A 22,765-nucleotide genomic window follows, 5' to 3' on the forward strand; every position below is an offset into this window, starting at 1 on the left:
GCATCTTGCCCAACCCACCCGCATAACTGCCCCATGAATCTGCCTCTCCCAGCCAACCACGCCATGGCCGGCTTTCACCCCGCCGTTCGCGCCTGGTTCAGCCAGACCTTCCCGGCGGTCACGGCCGCCCAGGCCCGGGCGTGGCCGTTGATCGGCCAGCGTCGTTCGACCCTGGTGGCGGCGCCTACCGGCTCGGGCAAGACCCTGACGGCTTTTCTCGCCGTGCTCGATGACCTGGTGCACCGCGGCCTGGAACAGGGCGGCCTGCCGGACCAGACGCTGGTGGTCTACGTCTCGCCGCTCAAGGCCTTGAGCAACGATATCCAGATCAACCTGCAAAATCCCCTGGCCGGCATCACCGAACAGCTGCGGCAAATGGACCTGCCGCCCCTGCACATCACCACCGCCGTGCGTACCGGCGACACGCCGCAGAAAGAACGCTCGGCGATGCGCAAGACCGCGCCGCACATCCTGGTGACCACTCCCGAATCGCTCTACGTGCTGCTCGGCTCCGACTCCGGCCGACAGATGCTCGCCAGCACCCGCACGGTCATCGTCGACGAAATCCACGCCATCGCCGCCAGCAAGCGCGGCAGCCACCTGGCCTTGAGCCTGGAGCGTCTGCAAGCCCTGTGCGCCGAACCGCTGATGCGCATCGGTCTGTCCGCCACGCAAAAGCCCATCGAAGCGGTTTCACGTTTTCTCGTCGGTGAGGGACGCACCTGTGAAATCGTCGACATCGGCCACGCCCGCCCCCGGGACCTGGACATCGAAGTGCCACCAGTACCGCTGTCGGCGGTGATGGCCAATGACGTATGGGAACTGGTCTACAACCGCCTCGCCGAGCTGGCCGGGGAACACCGCACCACCCTGGTGTTCGTCAATACGCGGCGCCTGGCCGAACGCCTGAGCCGTCATCTGAGCGAGCGCCTGGGCAAGGACGCCGTGGCCGCTCACCACGGCAGCCTGGCGAAGGAGTTTCGCCTCGACGCCGAACAACGCCTCAAACGCGGCGAGCTGAAGGTGCTGATCGCCACCGCGTCCCTGGAGCTGGGCATTGATATCGGCGATGTCGACCTGGTGTGCCAGATCGCCTCGCCCCGCTCGATCTCGGCGTTCCTGCAACGGGTCGGTCGTTCCGGTCACCAGGTCGGTGGCATGCCCAAGGGACGCCTGTTCGCCACCACCCGCGACGACTTGATCGAGTGCGCCGCCCTGCTCGACTGCGTACGCCGTGGCGAACTCGACATCCTGCACATCCCCAAGGCGCCGCTGGATGTACTGGCCCAGCAGATCGTCGCCGAAGTCAGTTGCCAGGAATGGTCGGAGCAAGCACTGCTGGAAACCTTGCGTCGTGCCTCGCCCTACGCCGGGCTGGACGAAGGGCATTACCAGGCGCTGTTGCAGATGCTCGCCGAAGGCCTCAATGGTCGCCAGGGCGTACGCAGCGCCTACCTGCACCGCGATGCCGTGACCCGGACCTTGCGCGGGCGCCGCGGCAGCAAGCTCACGGCGGTGACCAGCGGCGGCACCATTCCGGACAATGCCGACTACGCCGTGCTGCTCGAACCCCAGGGCTTGAACATCGGCAGCGTCAACGAAGACTTCGCGGTGGAGAGCATTGCCGGCGACGTGTTCCAGTTGGGCAATACGTCGTATCGCATCATTCGCGTCGAGACCGGCCGCGTGCGGGTCGAGGACGCCCAGGGACAGCCGCCGACCATCCCGTTCTGGCTCGGCGAAGCGCCGGGGCGCAGCGCCGAACTGTCCCTGGCCGTGGCGCGCCTGCAAGCCCAGCTCGATCAACTGCTCGGCGCCACGCCGGGCAACCTGCAACCGGCCCTCGATTGGCTCACCGGCACCCTGCAACTGAACCTGGCCAGCGCTGAACAACTGGTGGATTACCTGGCCCCGGCGCGCCTGGCCTTCGGCGCCCTGCCGTCCCAGGACACGCTGCTGATGGAGCGGTTTTTCGACGAGTCCGGCGGCACGCAACTGATCATCCACACGCCCTTCGGCAGCCGTATCAACCGCGCCTGGGGCCTGGCCTTGCGCAAGCGTTTCTGCCGCACCTTCAACTTCGAATTGCAGGCCGCGGCCAGTGAAGACGCCATCGTGCTCTCGCTGTCCACCAGCCACAGCTTCGAACTGGACGAAGTGTGGCGCTACCTCAACAGCCACAGCGCCGAGCAGATCCTGGTCCAGGCGGTACTGGATGCGCCGCTGTTCGGCGTGCGCTGGCGCTGGAACGCTGGCGTGGCCCTGGCCTTGCCGCGTTACGCCGGCGGACGCAAAGTCGCCCCGCAGATCCAGCGGATGAAAAGCGAGGACCTGATCGCCAGCGTGTTTCCGGACCAGATCGCTTGCCTGGAAAACCTGGCCGGCGAGCGTGAGATCCCCGACCATCCGCTGGTGGAACAGACCCTCGACGATTGCCTGCACGAAGCCATGGACAGCGAAGGCTGGCTGACGCTGTTGCGGCGCATGGAAGCGGGCGAGATTCGCCTGATCAGCCGCGATCTGCCGGCGCCCTCGCCGCTGGCGGCAGAAATCCTCAGCGCCCGCCCCTACACCTTTCTCGACGACGCGCCGCTGGAAGAACGGCGCACCCAAGCGGTGATCAATCGGCGCTGGAGCGATCCACAGGCCACCGATGACCTTGGCGCACTGGACGCCGAAGCCATTCAGTCGGTCCGCGATGAGGCCTGGCCGACGCCGGCCAATCTCGATGAGATGCATGAAGCGTTGATGAGCCTGGCCTGCATCGCCGACAGCGAAGCCGACGCCCACGCGCCGTGGCTGGATTGGTTGCAGGCATTGGCCGCCAGTGGTCGCGCCAGTCACCTGCAGATCAGTGCCGAGCGGGGTCTGTGGGTGCCGCTGGAGCGCCTGACCTGCCTGCAAGCCGTTTATCCACAGGCCCGCTGGCAACCGCCGCTGACGCCCCTGGCCGGTTTCGATGAAGCCTGGGACAGCGACGAAGCCCTGGTGGAAGTGCTCCGCGCCCGGCTCAGTGCCTTTGGCCCGCTGCCGTTGAAAGCCATTGCCTACCCGCTGGGATTGTCGACCCCGCAGGTCACCCAGGCCCTGGCGCAGCTTGAACAACAAGGCTATGTGCTGCGCGGGCGGTTCACGCCGGGCACCGGCCAGGAGGAATGGTGCGAGCGGCATTTGCTGGCGCGGATCCATCGCTACACGGTCAAGCGTCTGCGCCGGGAAATCGAGCCGGTGATGTTGCAGGACTTCATGCGCTTTCTGTTCGACTGGCAACACCTGTCATCGTCCACCCAGGGCCGGGGCAATGCCGTGCTGCCGTCGATACTCGGCCAGTTCGAAGGCTTCCCGGCCGCTGCGTCAGCCTGGGACAGCGACCTGTTGCCAGCGCGGATCAAGGACTACTCGCCCAGTTGGCTCGATGAGTTGTGCCGCAGTGGCAAGTGGGTATGGACGCGCCTGAGTGCGCGCCAGAAGCCTTCCGCCAGCGCCCTGCGCAGCACGCCGGTGGTGTTGTTGCCGCGCAGTCAGGTGGCGCTGTGGAGCAGCCTGGCCGGGCAAACGGCCCTGGATGAGTTGTCGCCCAAGACGCAAAAAGTCCATCAGGCCCTCAGCGAACACGGCGCGCTGTTTTTCGACGAACTGGCCCACGAAGCCCACCTGCTGCGCAGCGAACTGGAAATCGCCTTGCAGGAACTGGTGGGTGCCGGGTTGGTGAATGCCGACAGCTTCGCCGGCCTGCGCGCGCTGATCACCCCGGCCAGTAAGCGCCAGGCCCGCAGCAGCCGGCGCGGGCGCGGAGCGTTTGTCGGTGGTATGGACGACGCCGGGCGCTGGGCCTTGTTGCGCCGCAGTCAACCGGCGCCCGTGGACGGCAACCGCGCCGCGCCCACACCGCCCGACACCCTGGAGCACATCGCCATGACCCTGCTGCGCCGTTACGGCGTGGTGTTCTGGCGCTTGCTGGAACGGGAAGCCGATTGGTTGCCGAGTTGGCGCGAGCTACTGCGCACCTTTCATCGCCTGGAGGCGCGGGGCGAGATTCGCGGCGGGCGTTTTGTCAGTGGGCTGGCGGGCGAACAATTCGCCCTGCCCGAAGCCATCCCGCTGCTGCGCGAAACCCGCCGCCGCCCTACCGATGGCAGCCTGGTGGCGGTGTGCGGCGTCGACCCGCTGAACCTGGCGGGCACCTTGCTGCCGGGGGCGAAAGTGCCGGCACTGGCGAGTAATCGGCTGGTGTATCGCGATGGTTTGCCGGTGGCGGCGCAGATTGCCGGCAAGCAGCATCTTTGGGTGGAGTTGGATGCTCAAGGGATGGCTGAGGTCAGGAACAAGCTGATTCAGAAAGGTTGAGGGCTTCTGGGCCGGCCCTATCGCGAGCAAGCTCGCTCCCACAGGGATTGTTCATTCACCACAAACCTACTGTGGGAGCGAGCTTGCTCGCGATGAGGCCATAAGCCCCACCACAGCCCCAGGCAATCATTGAGCTTGATCGGGCAGTTCATCCCCCGCTTTTTGCTCCTCGACCAACCGCTTGGGCAACACCACCTGCTGTGGATAAGTCTGCGCGAAGTGCACCGCCGGATGGTTATCCACAAGCTTCTTCAACTGCTGGTTGAACGCCCGGCTCACCGCATACTGCCCGCCGGATACGGTGCGGAACTGCGCCGTGAGCACCACGCCGTTGAGATCCATCTTGTCCACGCCAAACACATCCAGCGGCCCTTGCAGGTTGAATTTCAGGAACGGGTCTTCGGCGATCGAACGCCCGGCCTCGCGAATCAGCTCGATGGCCTGGTCGACATCGGTGTCGTAAGTGAACTGCACGGAGAAGAACGCAAAGGCGAATTGCCGGGACTGGTTGGTCACGGCCTTGATCTGGCCGAACGGCACCGAATGCACGAAGCCCTTGCCGTCGCGCAGGCGCAGGGTGCGAATGGTCAGGCCTTCGACGGTGCCGGCGTGGCCGGAGCTGAGCACCACCCAGTCGCCGATGGACAGCGTGTCTTCAATGATGATGAACAGCCCGGTGATCACATCCTGCACCAGTTGCTGGGAACCGAAACCGATCGCCAGCCCCACCACCCCGGCACCGGCCAGCAACGGTGCGACGTTGATGCCCAGGTTGGCCATGGTGGTGATTGCGCAAATCACCACCAGGATGATTTTCGCGGCGTTGCGCAACAGCGGCAGGATGGTTTTGACCCGGGTGCTGGGCTGACGGGCCCCGCGCTTGTTCAGCGGCGGTTTCAGGGCTTCCTGGATCGCCGTGTCGAGCACCACCCACGTGAGCCAGGTCATCAGGAAGATCAGGCCGATGCGGCTCAAGGAATCACTGATCGCCCGGCCTATGGCATTGCGCGAGGCGAACTCGAACAGGGAAATCCCCCAGATCCGTCCGAGGACCTCAATGAATACCACCGCCATGACGATGCGCAGCAACGCGTGCAGCAGGCTCAACAGGCGGCCCTTGTAGGCGCTGTCGCGCTGGATGGCCTCGGCCTTGGGCGACTTGAAGACATGCTGGAACACGGTGCTGAGGAACACCGTGGCGATCAGCAGGATGGTGGTGAACAACGCACAGCGCAGGGCTTTCTGGTTGTCCTCGCCGACACCGATCAGGCTCACCGCCGACACCAGCACCATCAACAGGATCGGCCAATACCAGAGCCCGGAGAAAATCCGCAGCGACTCCTGCAAGGCCGGTTGCTTCAAGCGCTGGGCCAGCGGGCGGTTGCGGATCAGGTGCGCCACGGGCCGGCGCATGCGAATCACCAGCCAGCCAAAGATTACCGAGGCGAACAGGCCGGTGAACACCGCGATGCTGCTGGTGATGTTGCCACCCAGTTGCCGGGCGATCTGCGGGCTGGTCAGGGCATCGCTGAGGGCGGCGAGAAAACCGATCATGAACAATGGCCGGGGGCTGAAGCGCCGGATCATCGCCACCGCCCGGCGTTTGTGGCCGGCGTTGAACATCACGATCACGCACAGCAACACCGAGGTGGAGAAAATGCCGCTGCTAGTGGCATAGGCGAAGCACAGCGCCAGGGCGCGACCGACCGAGACCTGCAGGAAGTGGCTGACGTACAGGGTCAGCGGCAGGCAGATCAACGCCGCAGCGGTATACGGCAGCAGATAACCGAGCAGGTCGCGCACGCGCTGGTGGGTGCGCAGCCAGCGGCGCCGGCCCAGATGGCGCAGCAGCAGCCGCGCCCCCGACCAGATCAGTGCAAAAGCGCCGATCCAGACGCTCGACAACAACAGGAAATCCCCCGCCACGCGCCAGGACGAACGGGACGTCTGGTCCACCAGCCGGTCCACCTCATCCGCCGCCCGGTCCGCCCGCAGGCGCCAGGCATCCACCAGGCTCTGGTTGAGATCGAGCTTGTCCTGGACGTCATCGATGCTCGAACTGATGGCCCCCAATAAACCGCCCTGCACCAGCGGCGCGGGTTCGGCGGGCGTTTCACTGGGCTGGGAGGTGCCGGGGACAGCGGCGGTCCCGTAGGCGCTGGTGCCGGTCATCGCCAGCAGGAACAGCAGCAATACAGTGCTCAATCGAGACAAAACGCGAGGCTCCTTCACACGGGATCGGTAAGGAACTGATCAACAACGGGCGGGCAAGTTCGCTCGAATGATCAATACAACCCCTGTGGCAAGAGGATTATGTGGGAGCAAGGCTTGCCCGCGATGGAGGCGCTGCGGTCTTTCAGAAATCGAGGCGCCTCCTTTCGCGGGCAAGCCTTGCTCCCACATAGCGGGGATAAATCCCCTCGCCACAGTACTTCACCGTCTGCTCCACCGTCGGTAAGACCATCGAAACTTTCCGGGCCGCGCAACAGTCATCACAAGACACAGGCAGTACGAGGTCATTGGCACGGGAGGGATACATGACGGCGATCCACATTGGTATTTCCGGCTGGCGCTACACGCCTTGGCGGGGGGATTTCTACCCCAAGGGGCTGACCCAGAAACGGGAATTGCAATTCGCCTCGCGAGCGGTCAACAGCATCGAAATCAATGGATCGTTCTACGCCCTGCAACGCCCCGAACGGTATGCCCAGTGGTACGCCGAGACACCGCCCGGCTTCGTGTTCAGCGTCAAGGCCCCGCGTTTCATCACCCACATCAAGCGCCTGCGAGACATCCGCAAGCCCCTGGCCAATTTCTTCGCCTCCGGTGTGCTGGAACTCAAGGAGAAGCTGGGCGCGATCCTCTGGCAGTTTCCGCCCAGTTTCAAATTCGACCCGGAACTGTTCGAAGACTTCCTCAAGCTACTGCCCCACGACACCGAAGGTGCCGCCGCCCTGGCCCGCGAGCACGAGCCGCGCCTGGACGGCCACGCCAGTACCACGACCGATAAAAAGCGCCCACTGCGCCACGCCGTGGAAATCCGCCATGACAGCTTTATCGACCCGCACTTCGTCACGCTGCTCAAGCGCTACGACGTGGCCCTGGTCATCGCCGACACCGCAGGTAAATGGCCCTATCGCGAAGACGTCACCAGCGATTTCGTCTACCTGCGCCTGCACGGTGCCGAGGAACTGTACGCCAGCGGCTATACCGACGAGGCGTTGAAGCGCTGGGGCGACCGGATCGAGGCCTGGAGCCACGGCAAGCAACCCGCCGACGCCCACCTGATCGATCCCGACAAGAAGCCCCGGGCCCGCAAAAGCCGGGAAGTGTTCTGCTATTTCGACAACGACATCAAAGTCCGCGCGCCCTATGACGCACGCCACTTGCTGGAACACTTCCATCTGGACAAGGACCTCGCCACCGCGCCGGGCGAACGCCCGGCCGAAGGGGTGTTGCCATGAACCGCCCGGAAACCAGCGAAGCGACCCACGAGCCGACCCAGCAACAGTCCCAGGATCTCGACCGGGTCAGCCGTTTCACCGTGCTGACGGTCAACACCCACAAGGGCTTCACCGCCCTGAACCGGCGCTTCATCCTGCCGGAATTGCGCGAAGCGGTGCGCAGCGTGTCCGCCGATGTGGTGTTCTTGCAGGAAGTCCACGGCACCCACGAACACCATCCCCAGCGCTACAGCAACTGGCCGAGCATGCCGCAATACGAGTTTCTGGCCGACAGCCTCTGGCCGCAGTTCGCCTACGGGCGCAACGCGGTGTACCCCGCGGGCGACCACGGCAACGCGCTGTTGTCGAAATTCCAGATCATCCGCCACGACAACCTGGACGTGTCCATCAGCGGCCATGAGAACCGCGGCATGCTCCACAGCGTGCTGCGCCTGCCGGGCGATGGACCGCAAGTGCATGCCATTTGCGTGCACCTGGGGCTGCGCGAAGGTCATCGTGTCGAGCAACTCAAGCTGCTTTGCCAGCGCTTGAGCGAACTGCCGCCCGACGCGCCAGTGATCGTCGCTGGCGACTTCAACGACTGGCGCGGCAAGGCCAGTGAACTGCTCGAACCCTGCGGTCTGCGGGAAGTGTTCGCCGAACAGTGGGGCAAACCGGCCCGCAGCTTTCCGGCGCGCCTTCCGATCCTGCGCCTGGACCGCATCTACGTGCGCAATCTCAAGGCCCATCATCCCAAGGTGTTGAACGTACGACCCTGGTCGCACCTTTCCGACCACGCACCGCTGTCGGTGGAGATCGAATTATGAGCGCGACGATGAACAAGGCGACAGTTGAGCAGGTCGAGGCGCCACCCACCGAGCGCAACCCGGCGCTGACGGATATCGAATACGGCTGGCACGGCAACAATCGCGTCACGCTGCTGGAAAACGGTGAAGAGTATTTCCCCAGGGTCTTCGAAGCGATTCGCCGGGCCGAGACAGAAATTCTCCTGGAGACCTTCATCCTGTTCGAGGACAAGGTCGGCAATGAACTACGGGACCTGTTGGTCGAAGCCGCCGCGCGTGGCGTGCGCATCACCGTCAGCCTCGATGGCTTCGGCTGCGGTGAGCTGACCACCGGTTTCCTGGCATCGCTGAGCGACGCCGGGGTGCGCTTGCAGATGTTCGACCCGGCGCCCCGGCGTCTGGGGATCCGCACCAACTGGTTCCGCCGCCTGCACCGCAAGATCGTGGTGGTGGACGGGGTGATTGCGTTTATTGGCGGGATCAACTTTTCCGCCGACCACCTGGGCGATTTCGGCGCCGAGGCCAAGCAGGACTATTCCGTGGAGGTCAAAGGCCCGGCGGTGGTGGATATCCACCACTTCGCGCTGTTGCAGAGTGGCCGCCCCGCCCGGGCCAAATACTGGTGGCAACGCCGCCGTAGCCGCCGCAACGAGCTGGCGTTCAGCGACCACGACGGCCAGGTGCGCCTGGTCTACCGGGATAATCACGAACACCAGACCGACATCGAAGAGGTCTATCTGCATGTGCTGCGCAGCGCCCAGCGGCGGGTGGTGATCGCCAATGCCTATTTCTTCCCTGGCTACCGGTTGCTGCGCGAGATCCGCAACGCGGCACGGCGCGGCGTGGAAGTACGGCTGATCTTGCAGGGCCAGCCGGACATGATGATCGCCAAGCTCGCCGCACGCATGCTCTACAGCTACCTGCTCAAGGCCGGCGTGGTGATCTACGAATATTGCGAGCGACCGCTGCACGGCAAGGTCGCCCTGGTGGATGAGGACTGGAGCACGGTGGGTTCGAGCAACCTCGACCCACTGAGCCTGTCCCTGAACCTGGAAGCCAATGTGCTGATCCGCGACCGGGCGTTCAACCGCGAGCTGTTCGAGCGCCTCGACTACCTGAGCCGCAACCATTGCACCGCGATGCCCAAGGACCACGCCCCCGGGGCCTGTTGTGGCGCATGACCATCGGTTTCATGGTGTTCCACTTTTTGCGCCATTTCCCGGCCTGGGCCGGCTGGCTGCCGGCCCATAAACCGCGTCTGAAACCATTTTCGCCGCCGACGGCGGTCCGGAGCGAACCCCATGAACCACTCTGAAGCGCACGCCGCGCCGAGAGATGCCCATGCGCCGGAACAGTCCAAGTCCAAATCCCGCTGGAGCCGCTGGAAAAGACCGCTGACCCTGGCGTTTTTCCTGCTGTTGATCGTACTGTTCACCACCTTGGCCCGACGCATCGACTGGTCGGAAGTGTTCGCCACCCTGGCGGACTTCAAGGTGCGCACCTTGATCATCGCCGCCGCGCTGACCGTCACCAGCTTCATCACCTATGCGTGTTTCGACCTGATCGGTCGCACCTACATCCGCCAGAAACTGGGTTGGCGGCAGATCTTGCCAGTGGGGGTGATCAGTTACGCGTTCAACCTCAACCTCAGCGCCTGGGTCGGTGGCATCGCCATGCGTTATCGGCTGTATTCGCGGCTGGGGGTCAGCACCGGGAACATCGCCAAGATTCTCGGCCTGAGCCTGGCCACCAACTGGTTCGGCTACATGACCCTGGCCGGTGCGGTGTTCAGCAGCGGCCTGGTGACCATGCCGCCAGGCTGGAAACTCAGCAGCGATGCGCTGCAAGGCGTCGGCGCGTTGTTGTTGCTGGTGAGTGCCGGTTACCTGGTAGCCTGCCGGTTTTCCAAGCGCCGGGCGTGGACCGTTCGCGGCATGGAAATCAACCTGCCATCGCTGCGCATGGCGGTGCTGCAACTGGCGTTGGGCGCGCTGAACTGGTCGTTGATGGCGGCGGTGATCTTCACGTTGCTGCCCAGCAAACTGGATTATCCGGTGGTGCTCGGGGTGTTGCTGATCAGCAGCATTGCCGGGGTCATCACCCACATTCCGGCCGGGCTTGGGGTGCTGGAGGCGGTGTTCGTTGCGCTGCTGCAACATGAAGTGTCGCGGGGCAGCCTGTTGGCGGGGCTGATCGCTTACCGGGCGATCTACTTCATCCTGCCGTTGCTGATTACCGTGGTGATGTACCTGGTGATCGAGGCGAAGGCCAAGGCGTTGCGGGTCAAGCCTGGGCTCAAGTGATGGGTTGCCTGGCCTGGCCCTATCGCGAGCAAGCTCGCTCCCACAGGGATGACTGGGACATAAGTTCGGGTTCACACAGATCCATTGTGGGAGCGAGCCTGCTCGCGATGAGGCCCGCCTGAACATCACGTATCTACCGCTCCTGGATAATGCTCAACCGCTCTCCCACCACCATTTCCGTGATCCAGTCCACCAGGATCGAGGTGTAGGCCTGCTGTGACACGGGGTCGCTCAAGGCATGGTCGGCGCCGTCGATGATCCGGTGGGTCAACGAGTGGGTCTGCTGACACGCCGCCCGGTAGCTCATGATGGTGGCATGGGGCACGTAGGCATCGGTCTCTGACTCCACCAGCAACACATCGCCGGTGAACTGCGAACACGCATGCAAGGCGCGATTGGTTCCGGCATGCACCAGCGTGCTGCGGTAATCCAGCAGGTCGGTCTTGTCCAGGTCGCGCTTGGGCGTGTGCCATTGCTCGTCGCGGTACAGCGCCGGCACCCGCAGGGCCAGCCAGCGTACCGGACGCAACGAAGTCAGGATCGAAGCCAGGTAGCCGCCATAACTGGTGCCCACCACGGCAATCGCCGAGGTATCCAAGGCCGGGTGCGCGAGCAGTCGGTCGTATGCCGCCAACAGGTCGCGCAGGTTGTCCTCGCGGGTGACCCGTGCCAAGGGGATCCCCGCCCCGCCGGTGTGCCCACGCAAGTCGAAGGTCAGGCACACGCAACCCAGGCCGGCAATGCCTTTGGCCCGTTCCAGGTCCCGCTCCTGGCTACCGCCCCAGCCGTGCACGAACAATACGCCGGGGACCTTCGACTTGGGACTCAGGAATGTCCCGTTCATGCGTTCATCGTCAATCTCGATCTGAATGGTTTCACTTCTAGCCGTCATAGGATTGAACCGTTACGTATTTGAGAAGGAAGTCGCCGTTGTGCGCCGCGCCACGATAGACCTCCCTCGCGCCGGGCGGCAGCGGTTGCTCGGTGTAGGTCTCCACCGAGGACACCCGCACCGCGCTGGTTTGCGGCGCTTCGACGAACACCTGCAACGCCGCCAGTTCGGCGCTGCTGGCGCCGCCCATGCGCCATGACTGTTCCAGTACACCGCCACGCGGCTGGCCGGCGGCATCCAGGCCCTGGGCAATGTCGTAATTGCGCCGCGACGCAAAAAAGCTCGGGTAGGCCTGGTTGGCGGCGTCATCGAACACTTGCGCCAGCCGCACCGCTTCGCGCACATCGTCGGGCAGTTCGAGCCTGAGCAACTCGATGTAGCCGCCCTGCACCACCAGCAGGTCCGATCCGCCGTACACCTCGACCCCTTCGCTGTCGTGGGTCAGGTGTTGCACGCCGCAATAACTCAGGACCTTGCCGTTGATGAAGCTCTGGCCGACGCTCTGGGTCTTGACCTCGTTGAGATGCTGCTCCAGCACCACCCCATCGCGAAACAGCGCCTGGGCGTCAGGCTCGGCGACAATTTCATCGAACTGCGCCAGGCTCTTGATCAGCCGTTGCCCACGTCCGGCACAGGCATGGATCGGCTTGAGGCGAATCGGTCCGATGTACAGCAAGTGCTCGGCGGCGGGTCGCGCATCCTTGAGCGAAAAGACCGTCACGCCATCTAGCACCGCGCCTCGCGTGAGCTTGGCAAACAGCGGCGACCAGCCTTTGGGCGCCACGGCGTCCTTATTCAACAGACCATGGGTAATCGCCTTGGTGCAGATAAAATCATGCTCGACATACCCGCCCCACACATCCTCCGGCCCCTTGACCCCCAGGCGCATCAAGGTTTCGGTGCCGATCAGGGTTTGCGTGGGCAACAGATAGAGATCATGACCGGCCTGAGAGTCATGACTGTCGCCGTACTCCCATCCCAGGATCTGTGCCAGCCACTGGGCCAGTGCACGATTGGTCTCGACTTCATGGCGCGGCGCTTGTGGATTGACCGAATAGGCCACTACCCGCTTGTTGCGATTGACTGGTGTCATGCGTTGCCCTTTTTCCTGCGCTCGATGGCTTTAGATAAGGGAAGGTGCAGAGATCAGGCCAACGGTGGCATCGGCCATAACGGTCAGCCAAGCGGGCGTATTGTGCGCAGTTGATCGCACCGAGCCTGTTTCATTCTGCACGACCCATGGCAGGCATCCCGCAAATTGCACGATGGCCAGCAGCAGACGCAACCTCCTGTGGCGAGGGGATTTATGTGGGAGCAAGGCTTGCTCCCACATAAATCCCTCGCCACAAAGGGTCAGCGTCAGCCTTTGGGAACGCTCGGCGGACTTACCCCAAACCGAGCCCGGTAATCACTCGGCGCCAACCCGGTTATTTTCTTGAAGGTCGCGCGAAAGGCGCTCGGGTCTTGGTAACCGACGGTCCAGGCAATGTGGTCGATGGTGCCATTGGTGAACTCCAGCATCTCCCGGGCCTTGCCGACGCGCAGGTGCTGACAGTATTCAGTGGGTTTGAGCCCGGTGGCGGCGCGAAACCGGCGCAGGAAGGTGCGTTCTTCCAGCCCGGCGCGTTCGGCCATTGCACCGAGGGAAACCTCCACCGCGCCGCTGCTTTGCAACCAATGCTGGACCTTGAGAATCGCCGGGTCGCCATGGCCGAGGATGGGCGCAAAATTACTGCCACACTGGCTCGCACTGTCGCTGTGCTCAATCACCAGAAATTGCGCCGTGCGCGTGGCGATGCTGGGCCCGAGCAGGCGGTCCACCAGGCGTAGCCCCAGTTCCGACCAAGCCATCAGCCCGGCGGTGGTGATCAGGTCGCCGTCGTCGACGATGGGTTTGTCGGCGTTGAGCTTGATCTTCGGGTAACGCGCCGCAAAGGACTTGGCCGAAGTCCAGTGGGTGGTCGCGCTGCGCCCGTCGAGCAGGCCGCTTTCGGCCAGCAGGATCGAGCCCACGCAAACCCCGCCCAGTACCGTGCCGTCGGCATGCTGCGCCCGCAGCCAATCCATCAGAGCCTGAGAGACCAAGCCGTCACTGAAACCGGCAAGGGACGGTGGAATCAACAACGCCACCAGCTTGCCCACCGGGCCGGTTTCGCTGTCGAACACCCGCAGCGGAGCCCCGCCCTCCTCCGTCTGCCAGTGACTCACCCGCAGCTTTGGCAACTGCACGCTGGCATGCTCGGCCGCGATCCGCTGCGCCACGGCGAACAGATCGGTCAAGCCATGCACCGCCGCCAGTTGCGCACCGGGATAGATGAGCACCCCGAGCTCGGCGACTGCCCTTTGCTGCGTCATTGTCAGTTTTCCCCCGCTTATTGTCGTTGCGGCCAATCCTCGAAGCGGCGGCAAAAGCTAATACTGGCTTCACACCCAATCTGATCGAGGAAGCCCTCATGTCCAAACAAGCGCTCATCGTAGTCGATATCCAGAACGACTACTTCCCCCAGGGCAAATGGCCGTTGGTCGGCGCCCAAGCCGCTGCCGATAACGCCGCACGCTTGATCGAAGCCTTTCGCCAGGCGGGCGACAGCGTGGTGCATATCCGCCACGAATTCACCTCCGACGACGCGCCCTTCTTCACCCCAGGCTCCGAAGGCGCACAGTTGCACCCCAAGGTGCTCAACCGCGCCGACGAACCGGTAGTGCTCAAGCACTTCGTCAATTCGTTTCGCGAAACCGAACTGCAAGCCATCCTCGACCAGCACGGCATCGAACAACTGGTGGTGGTCGGCAGCATGAGCCACATGTGCGTCGACGGTGTGGTGCGGGCGGCGGCGGACCTGGGCTACGGCGTCACGGTGGTCCATGATGCCTGCGCGACCCTCGACCTGGAATTCAACGGCGTCGTCGTGCCGGCTGCCCAGGTGCATGCCGCGTTCATGGCGGCACTGGGGTTTGCCTATGCGAGTGTGGTGAGCACCGAGCAATTCCTGGCGGCCAATCGCTAAATACACGGCGCATCTAAAAAAACGCAAAAAAAACCGCGCTTCGTCGGCGAAGTGCGGTTTTGCCTCAAGCATCAGCGGTGTGTCTGGAACGATCACACATCCAGCATTTGCAGCAACCTCGGCATCGTCGCCACGAATCCCATCTGCTGCGCTTCGCGCGCCATCCCTTTCACCTTCTCGCCGCTGGCTTGATCGGCGCTGCGCAGCCACTGCCCCGCTACGTCGATCAACCGCACATGATGGGTGATCCAGGCGCATGACGCTGACTCGGGCAATGCCGCCATCTGTTGCCCATGCCAGATCGCCTGTTCGGTATTGCCCGCCAACAGGCAGGTTTCAGCGGCGGCCACGCGAAAGCGCAAAGCGTTGTGGGCCAGGCAGGCCAGGGTGAGCTGGGCTTCGCCCTTCGCCAAGGCCTGCTGGCTGAGCGGCCCATCGTCGCTGATCATCGCCAGGCTGCCGTAGACCCACGGCCCGATGTAGCGCTGCAGCTCGAAGCGCTCCACCAGGCTCGCCGCCTCCATGATCAAGGTCTGCGCCAGCCCGCGCTCGCCCTGGCGCAACGCCACCCGCGCCAACCCTTCCAGCAGGATCGCTTCGAAACGGCTGGCGCCGAGGTTGCGCGCCAGCGCCAGGGCGCAGGTCAGCTCTTGCTCCGCCAAGGCATCCTGGCCGCCCGCCACCAGCACCCAGGCCGCCGTGAGCCGCGAGAAAACCTGTGCCCGATGATTGCCCAGCCGAGTGCTGCATTCGATGGCCTCCATGGCGTCACGCAAGGCCTGCTCCCACTGGCCCAGGTACAGCTGCGCCGATCCACGGGCGCTGCGATTGCCCGCCTCCACGTGCGCCAACCCATTGCGTTCGCACAGGCGTACGCATTGATCAAACACCTCGTAGGCGGTCTGCATGCGCCCTTGTGCGTAATAGGAGTCACCAATGCCACTCAAGGCCTTGGCCTCGGTCTCCAGATCCCGGCCGATGCGCGCACAGGACAAGGCCTCTTCATGGAGCCTGCGACACTCGGCGTAATCGCCCCGTGGAAAATAGATATTCCCGTGCAAGTGATTCAACCGGGCCAGCGCCGTATGCGCCTGCATGGCCCGGGCGATGGGCTGCATGTCCTTGATCAGGCGCTCCTCCTCGTCCAGGCAGTCGAGGGTATTGAGGACCGCTGCCAGCCCCAGCGCAGCCTCGATCTGATCCTGTGGCTGCTCGGCCAAGGCCAAGGCCCGCTGGAAATGCGCCCGAGCCTCCACGGTCTGGCCCAGGCCCGAGCACGCCTGGCCGCACAGCAACGCGAAGGAAAAATCGCCCTGCGTACGCTCGGCAAACGCCGCGCACTGCCGCGCCAGCGCAAGGACACTGTCGTACTGGCAGGCCAGGCGTTTTTCGCCCATGGCTACCAACAACGCGTCGAACGCCGCCGGATCGTTGGCCCGCAGTAAATGCTGGGCATGGAGCACCCGGTCGCGCTCGCGGTAGAGGCTCGCCACTTCACCGTGCAACTGCTCGCGAAGCAACGTGGGCATCGCGTCGTAGAGGCAGTGCATGACCAGGTCGTGGACAAACAGATAGCTGCCTGGCTCGACTTCCCGCAGCAGCCCCTGGCGCATGTCCGCCGTCGGCAGATAACCGGGCTGTCCTAGCGCTTGGCGCCACAGCGTCAGCTCGAAACGATTACCCAGCACCGCGGCGTAATGCAGGGCGCGACGTTGCTCGGGAGCCAGCTTGTCGAAGCGGGTCTGGACCAGATGCCGCAGACTGTCGGGGAAAATACCTTGCTGGCTCGACAGCAGTTGCGTCAGGTACAGCGGATTGCCCTGGGCGCGGGCAACACATTCAGCCCGGTAGCGCGGATCGACATCGATGAACTGCTCCGCCAGGACCGTGGCCTCCCGCGCCCGGATCGGCGCGATATCGAGCAGACTCATGGGGCTGGAGGAATACGAACGGATTTCGCCGCCCAGCGGGTCATCTTCGGGACGGGACGTCAGCAGCCAGACAACCGGCGCTTCGTCAGTGGCATCGAGCAGCTTGCCCAGCAGCGCAAACAGCGTGGTGTCGCCCCAGTGCAGGTCTTCGAAGCAGATCACCAAGGGCTGTTGCACCGCAACGCGCAGCAACACGTCGAGCAAAGCCTGGAACAGCCCCTGGGTACGGGCCTGGTTGCTCATCGCGCCATACAGGATGGGCGGCTCGGCAGACGACACGCCCGTCAGCACTTGCAGGAACATGCGATGTTCGGCGGCCACTTTCAGGCGGGACAAGGCCGCGTCCAACAGCGACGCGCTGATGGACGGCGCCCCACCGAGGTTGAGCAGGCTGGCCACCAATTGCCCCAGGGGCCACAGACTGTTGTCCATGCCGAAATCCAGCACATCGCCGCGATGGCAGGCAAAGCCACGCTGCCGAGCCATTTCGAGAAACTCGCTGACCAGCCGGGTCTTGCCAATGCCCGCCATGCCGCGCACATACACGACGTGCCCATCCTGGCATTCCTGGGTAGCCTCGATCACTGCCTTGAACTGCAACAGCTCGATGGCTCGCCCCACCAACGGACGCGGCGCGTTTTCGTCGAGGCTGCGCGGGCGCAGGCATTTGCGATAGGCCTGAAACTCATCGTCGGAGGCGGAAAACTCAAACCGGGCAGCGAGTTGTTCCAGCAGATTCTGCGCAATATACACCGGCGCATTCCCATGACGATCCAGCAACGGCTTTTGCGCGAGCAAAGCAGGCTCAACATGGGGGGCTGTCGCTTCGGCACTCAGGCGCACAAGCCGCAGCACCAAGGCATGCCCTGGCGTGACGAATTGCTCGCGGCTCAGCGCCAACGCGCAGAGCAGGCCCCGTTCGCTATCGCTGCGATACGCCTGCGGAGAGCCGAATTGGGCGATCACCACATCCCGCGTCATCCCCAGTGGCACGCCACCGAACTGACGCACCAGGCGCTCGACTTCATCCATGAACGTCGCCGCTGGCACCCCATCGATCCGAAAGGACAGTTCAATTACGTAGCGAATGACGCTGTCATCGACCTGTTTCTGCGCCTGTTGCGCAAAGGCCATCTGGTGCAGTTCGGTCATCGTCTGTTGGATGTGCACCAAAGCCGCCGAGGCGGGATCGCCCAGCAGCGCACTCACATCGACCCCGAAGGCCGTCGCCAGGTGCCGAGCGGTGCGATAAAGCACCGGCTTGCCGGTTTCGGCGCGCTTGATGGAGGCGATCGAGACGCACAAATGCCGGTTCAGGCAGGCCTCGGCCAGGGTTTCCTGACTCAGGCCATGCTGTTTGCGCAGTCCTTTCAACGACACCGCGTCCAACAGCACACGACCGTCGGATATCGAGGCATCACGCTTGGGCAGGGCAGCAAAGGTATTGTGTCGGGAGTCCATGTCGATAACCCTTCTACCCTGGGACAACGGCAGCCGATCGAGTGTACTCCAGCGCCTCTCTGCAGGTTAATGAAAAGATGGCATTTGGCCTGATACCAAACTGATACCGGACTGACACTGCTCTGGACTGTCCGGTTATCACGGCCCTCCCGATACTCACTCCCATCAATTGGCACCCAGTTGATACAACCTGAGCGATGGGAGAAAGGCGATGAACGATGGACTGAAGGGCACCACTGGCGAAGACTTGCGCGATATCGGCGGTTCGCAACTGCTGGGGCGTGGACTGAACCGGCTCGATTGGGCCGGCGATAGCAAGGAGTGTCAGAAGGTCGGCGATACCGAGTCGGGCAAACGTGCCGTGCCGTACCGGAAAACAGCCTACAACGTAGGGAAAAACGTCACCATGTCCACCGTCGTGGCCACCGAGAATTTCTCAACCGAGACGTTTTCCTCCCGCGACGAGTTCGAAAAACATACCCAGACGAGTGTCGAAGCCTCCGGTAAATACGGCGCCTTTTCCGCCGGTTTCAAAGTCACCTTCGGCAGTGACATCAAGACGCTCGAAGAGCGCGAAGCCGCGCTCTACAGTCACACCGTGCGGTTATGGAAACTGACCTTCGAAGTCAATCCGGCCAATGCGACTGAAGCGTTCAAGAAGCGTGTCGATGACCTGCCCAAGGCGTTCGATCCGGGCAATCCGACGACGTTTTTCAACTTCCTCGTCGATTTTGGCGCCGATATCGTCAGCGAAGTGACCGTCGGCGGCTCGCTGAACTATGCGATGACCGCACTCAAGAGTTTCCTCAGCCAGACCAATACCCTCGATGCGATGGTCAAGGCCGAATACGGCGCCTTCGTCAGCGGTAGCGCGACCACCTCGATCTCGGAAACGGTCAAGAAAAACATCGCCCACCGCAACGCCAACCTGACCACCCAGGGCGGTACGCACGCCATCGCGTTCAACGCAGTGGACCCCAGTAACTGCAACGCGGAGTTCGGCAAATGGCGTGAATCGCTGCCGGACGACCCTACGGTCGTGGAGTTGAAAATCTCGCCGGTCTATCGTTTCGTCAAGGAAGGCGAGACCCGTACGGCACTGGAGCAGGCCTACCAGTGGTACACCAGCTACAAAGCGGAAATCGAAGCCAATTGGCAGGAGTCGGTGGTGGTCCTCGGTCGCTCCGGGCGGCAAACCACGCCCAAGGCCGCGGCAACCGGCCCGGCCTTGCGAATGGTGTTCGTCGACAACAAAAGCAAGGAAACCAGCGAGAGCTTCCACTACCCACCCGCCGCGAATGCATCGACCACGGAATTTGAACAGTTCTGGGATGGACTGGCCCTGCTGCTGAGACAAAAAAGCGGGCAGAAACTGCTGATGGCCACTGAACGCTGGCCGCGCGACTCACGCTACTACCCGGGGTACGCGATGCGCGAGGCCCTGCTGGCCAACGGCGCCAGCGAAGTGTCGCTCGCACGCTGGGAGACGCTGACCAAGCACATGCAACCCAACCCGTTGTCCGGCCTGACCTATGTGCTGGCGGGGAATGACTTCGAGGTGCCCGGTGTCGATGGACTCATTGCCGGTTTCGGCCAGGCAGGCAAAGACCTCAACCCAACGGTGAAGATCAAGGCTCGGCTTTCCCACGACTCGTTCGGCAAGGTCAAGCTGGTCAAGACGGCAAGTACCGAGCAGGACCCTCGCACCGCGCTGTACATCGTGCGCAACAATACTGGGGACAAACCGGCGCTGGCAGTGGATCCGCAAAACCGGACCCGTATCGCCATGCAGACGCCGGACAGGTGCAACCCAGGGCAATTCTGGTACATGCCCGAGCTGGAAAAACCCTACCCGGAAATCAACCACCCGGTACTGCTGATCAACTACGAGACGGGAACCTGCCTGCAGGGCATGCATGACCAGGGCGACTGCCGGCTCAAGCCCATCGAACCGGGCCGCCAACAGGACGACGTCATTTGGGACCGGCGCGGCGATGAGGTGTTTCACCTGTTGATGGTCTACTACTGGATGGACGCCTTGTGCCTGACCCAGGTTGAAAAGCGCGCCGCAGTCCGGGCTTGGCGCCAACCTCACGGCATGGATTGGTTGCGCGAGCAGCATCGTCCATATAGTTGATAGCCGATAGTTACCCCCCTGTAGGAGCGAGCTTGCTCGCGATGGCGGCGGCACATCCAACATTGGTGCAAGCTGACCCACCGCTATCGCGAGCAAGCTCGCTCCCACTGGTTTCATGACTTGATTGACTGCCATTCCCTCTAGCCCTCTTGCGTGCGTGGTCCCCATACGATGCAAGTCTTCAACAGTGTTCCCTTTATCGGCGACGGCGCGGAAACAGCGCTCGATCCCCGCCGGTTTCCCTATCTGTTCAACGACCATGGGTTGGCGCAGCCGAGTGTCCAGGTGCGCGGCAACCTGATCCAGCTCAGCCCCGAGAATCCATCCCTGTCCGTGGGCACTCGCTACTCCGGCATCAGTTGGAGGGATCGTGAGGTTCCAACGAACACCGGCTCCTACTGGATCAAGACGTTCGACTTCCACGCCAGCGAAGTGCACTACGCCCCCATCTGGGCAACCAGGGAAACGGCGCAAGCCTTCGGCATGACCCTGCTCGGCAACGGCGAATGCCTGCGTTTCGAGTACGACCAACTGATCCTGGGCCAATACACCTACGGCAAATGGGCCGGCCACCAATCGCCCTACCTGGGCCCGGCGCGCCAGCGCGAGCTGCTGACCTACAACCCGACCGACCTCGAATACCACAACTTCCCCCACGCGTTCTTTTCCCGCTACGGACGCTTGCCGCTGGTGATCAGCGTCGCCCGCTGGCGTCCTGCGGCCAGGGAAATTTATCTGGCTGACCTGTGGCTGCGGCCCGGTGATGCACTGGTCCTGCCGCCCAAGCATTACCCCGACATAGCCCCCAGTGACGCCCGCGGCATCGAAAACTGGCCGGCCGTCTTGGACATGCACGGCAACCGAAACTCGGCGCTGGCCTGCTGGTTCGGGGAAGGCGAGGACTGTTTGCTGACGGAGACGATCCTGGCCAATCCGACCTTGATGAACTCCCCCCAGGGCAAACCGCACTATCACGAAGAGAAGACGCCGACACGGCATGAGTTACCGGCAAATTACCGACCGTGAGGGTGATAGCACTACAGGTCAGACAGAAAAAACCTGGGTTGGCGGGGGCCAGGAAGAACCCAACCTCGGGCGAACTGTTTTTTACTAGGCGTACTTGAGCAATAACGATAAGAATGGCCGGGCATTTTTCCCAAGAGCCAGCCGTATGAAACGCAAACGCCCGCCGCGACTGGTCGAATCCCCGTTCCCGACCGCTACATCAGCGCCACGGCACCCGCCCACGTGGGATTGCTCAAGCGACGTATCCAGGCCGGGATTCCTGGGCACCATGATTTACGCTGCGGGGATGTTACTGGCCCTGCCCGTCTACGGGCTGGCAGTGTTTACCATGATGCTGTTCAAGGTCGAAGGTCTGTCGTCCATTCACATGAGAATGATCGAAGATCCACTGATTCTAGCGCTCATGTTCATCAGCGCATTCGCGGCCGTCTGCGTGATCAACTGGCTCGCCTCCGGGCCCCAGGTGCTTGGCTTCTGCTTCGACGAACGCCAGCAACGCCTCACCTTCACCCAGCGCCGCCCTGCCCGGCAAACCACCGAAGAATGCGTGCCGTACAGCGATATCCATTCCATCAGGCCCTACATAACGACCGCTTCCGCCAACTTTTGTCACTTTGTGGTGTGCTTCGCCGGGGACAATGGCAAGCCGATCGAACTTCGGTTTTCGGATGTAACGGTGCGGGACATGGCGTTCCATGCCGAGTGGTTGAGGCAGTCGATTGGCGAGAGGATGCAGGAAGTATTGGATCTGGATTTGTGAGCATGACCGGGATTGCCCGGTGTCCTCAAGTCATGAACCTGGCCTGCGCCAATAAATAAAAAAGCCCCAAGGGCAGAGTGCGCTTGGGGCCTGTTTTCAAACTATTGGCGGAGTAGTCTCAACCAGTAATCAGAACGGAATATCGTCATCAAAGCTGTCGAAATCCGGAGCCGGTTGCGGCGCGGCCTGTTGTGGGGCCGGGCGTTCGCGTTGTGGCTGTGGCGCCGACTGCGGACGAGGCGCCTGCTGACGCGGGGCCGGAGCCGACTGCTGGTAGTTGTTGCCACCTTGTTGCTGGTCGCCTTGTGGACGGCCGCCCAGCAGTTGCATGGTGCCTTGCATGTCGACCACGATTTCAGTGGTGTAGCGCTTGATGCCGTCTTTTTCCCACTCGCGGGTCTGCAGCTTGCCTTCGATGTACACCTGCGAACCCTTGCGCAGGTATTCGCCGGCGATCTCAGCCACTTTGCCGAACATCGACACGCGGTGCCATTCGGTCTTCTCGACCTTCTGGCCGGTCTGCTTGTCGGTCCACTGTTCGCTGGTCGCCAGACTCAGGTTGGTCACGGCGTTGCCGTTCGGCAGGTAGCGAACTTCGGGATCCTGGCCGCAAGTACCGACCAATATGACTTTGTTAACCCCACGGGCCAT

General features: G+C 63.1%; 14 protein-coding genes and 1 pseudogene. 9 read left to right on the plus strand and 6 right to left on the minus strand.

Annotated features, from left to right (window positions below; all coding sequences use genetic code 11):
- The first annotated feature begins 33 nt into the window (after positions 1–33).
- Positions 34–4,347, plus strand: coding sequence for a DEAD/DEAH box helicase (locus KI235_RS27025; protein ID WP_053163475.1), 4,314 nt, complete (start codon positions 34–36; stop codon positions 4,345–4,347).
- A 126-nt stretch (positions 4,348–4,473) separates the two neighbouring features.
- Here KI235_RS27025 and KI235_RS27030 read toward each other — a convergent pair whose 3' ends face one another.
- Positions 4,474–6,561: a mechanosensitive ion channel family protein gene (locus KI235_RS27030; protein WP_028237107.1), complete on the minus strand. Its 2,088-nt coding sequence runs from the start codon at positions 6,559–6,561 to the stop codon at positions 4,474–4,476.
- Positions 6,562–6,884: 323 nt separating this feature from the next.
- Between KI235_RS27030 and KI235_RS27035 the strand changes: the two genes are divergently transcribed.
- The 4 genes and pseudogenes from KI235_RS27035 (at position 6,885) to KI235_RS27050 (ending at position 10,899) form a co-directional block, all read left to right on the plus strand.
- Positions 6,885–7,811, plus strand: coding sequence for a DUF72 domain-containing protein (locus KI235_RS27035; protein WP_038859752.1), 927 nt, complete (start codon positions 6,885–6,887; stop codon positions 7,809–7,811).
- Complete coding sequence (locus KI235_RS27040) at positions 7,808–8,617, plus strand: endonuclease/exonuclease/phosphatase family protein (protein ID WP_028237106.1); 810 nt, start codon at positions 7,808–7,810, stop codon at positions 8,615–8,617. Before KI235_RS27035 ends, KI235_RS27040 begins: the two co-directional genes overlap by 4 nt.
- Positions 8,611–9,911, plus strand: a pseudogene (clsB, locus tag KI235_RS27045) (cardiolipin synthase ClsB). Before KI235_RS27040 ends, clsB begins: the two are co-directional and overlap by 7 nt.
- Positions 9,898–10,899, plus strand: a complete 1,002-nt coding sequence (locus tag KI235_RS27050; RefSeq protein WP_003206063.1) for a lysylphosphatidylglycerol synthase domain-containing protein — start codon at positions 9,898–9,900, stop codon at positions 10,897–10,899. The pseudogene clsB and the gene KI235_RS27050 overlap by 14 nt, the downstream one beginning before the upstream one ends.
- 133 nt (positions 10,900–11,032) lie before the next feature.
- Here KI235_RS27050 and KI235_RS27055 read toward each other — a convergent pair whose 3' ends face one another.
- The 3 genes from KI235_RS27055 to KI235_RS27065 all read right to left on the minus strand — a co-directional run bounded on the left by KI235_RS27055 (position 11,033) and on the right by KI235_RS27065 (position 14,146).
- Positions 11,033–11,791, minus strand: coding sequence for an alpha/beta fold hydrolase (locus KI235_RS27055; RefSeq protein WP_003206064.1), 759 nt, complete (start codon positions 11,789–11,791; stop codon positions 11,033–11,035).
- A complete protein-coding gene (locus KI235_RS27060) occupies positions 11,781–12,884 on the minus strand; it encodes a DUF3182 family protein (protein ID WP_043042709.1) in 1,104 nt (367 codons plus the stop codon). The genes KI235_RS27055 and KI235_RS27060 overlap by 11 nt, the downstream gene beginning before the upstream one ends.
- 266 nt (positions 12,885–13,150) lie before the next feature.
- Entirely contained in the window at positions 13,151–14,146 is a 996-nt protein-coding gene (locus tag KI235_RS27065; protein WP_042956417.1) for a GlxA family transcriptional regulator, read from the minus strand.
- 98 nt (positions 14,147–14,244) lie between these two features.
- Between KI235_RS27065 and KI235_RS27070 the strand changes: the two genes are divergently transcribed.
- Positions 14,245–14,799, plus strand: coding sequence for a cysteine hydrolase family protein (locus KI235_RS27070; RefSeq protein ID WP_212795377.1), 555 nt, complete (start codon positions 14,245–14,247; stop codon positions 14,797–14,799).
- 92 nt (positions 14,800–14,891) lie between these two features.
- Here KI235_RS27070 and KI235_RS27075 read toward each other — a convergent pair whose 3' ends face one another.
- Positions 14,892–18,191: a tetratricopeptide repeat protein gene (locus tag KI235_RS27075; RefSeq protein ID WP_069971351.1), complete on the minus strand. Its 3,300-nt coding sequence runs from the start codon at positions 18,189–18,191 to the stop codon at positions 14,892–14,894.
- Between the two features lie 211 nt (positions 18,192–18,402).
- On the opposite strand from KI235_RS27075, the gene KI235_RS27080 reads away from it, so the two are divergent.
- From KI235_RS27080 to KI235_RS27090, 3 genes are all read left to right on the plus strand, one after another.
- A complete protein-coding gene (locus tag KI235_RS27080) occupies positions 18,403–20,328 on the plus strand; it encodes an MAC/perforin domain-containing protein (protein WP_003206072.1) in 1,926 nt (641 codons plus the stop codon).
- A gap of 171 nt (positions 20,329–20,499) precedes the next feature.
- Positions 20,500–21,354: a hypothetical protein gene (locus KI235_RS27085; protein WP_212795378.1), complete on the plus strand. Its 855-nt coding sequence runs from the start codon at positions 20,500–20,502 to the stop codon at positions 21,352–21,354.
- 145 nt (positions 21,355–21,499) lie between these two features.
- The gene (locus tag KI235_RS27090; RefSeq protein WP_172681421.1) at positions 21,500–22,114 is read left to right on the plus strand and encodes a hypothetical protein; all 615 of its coding nucleotides are present in this window, start codon (positions 21,500–21,502) and stop codon (positions 22,112–22,114) included.
- A gap of 129 nt (positions 22,115–22,243) precedes the next feature.
- On the opposite strand, the gene KI235_RS27095 is transcribed toward KI235_RS27090, so the two are convergent.
- The gene (locus KI235_RS27095; protein ID WP_003206078.1) at positions 22,244–22,765 is read right to left on the minus strand and encodes a single-stranded DNA-binding protein; all 522 of its coding nucleotides are present in this window, start codon (positions 22,763–22,765) and stop codon (positions 22,244–22,246) included.

Origin of the sequence: Pseudomonas sp. St386 (genome assembly GCF_018325865.1) — a bacterium.
Lineage (GTDB): Bacteria > Pseudomonadota > Gammaproteobacteria > Pseudomonadales > Pseudomonadaceae > Aquipseudomonas > Aquipseudomonas brassicacearum.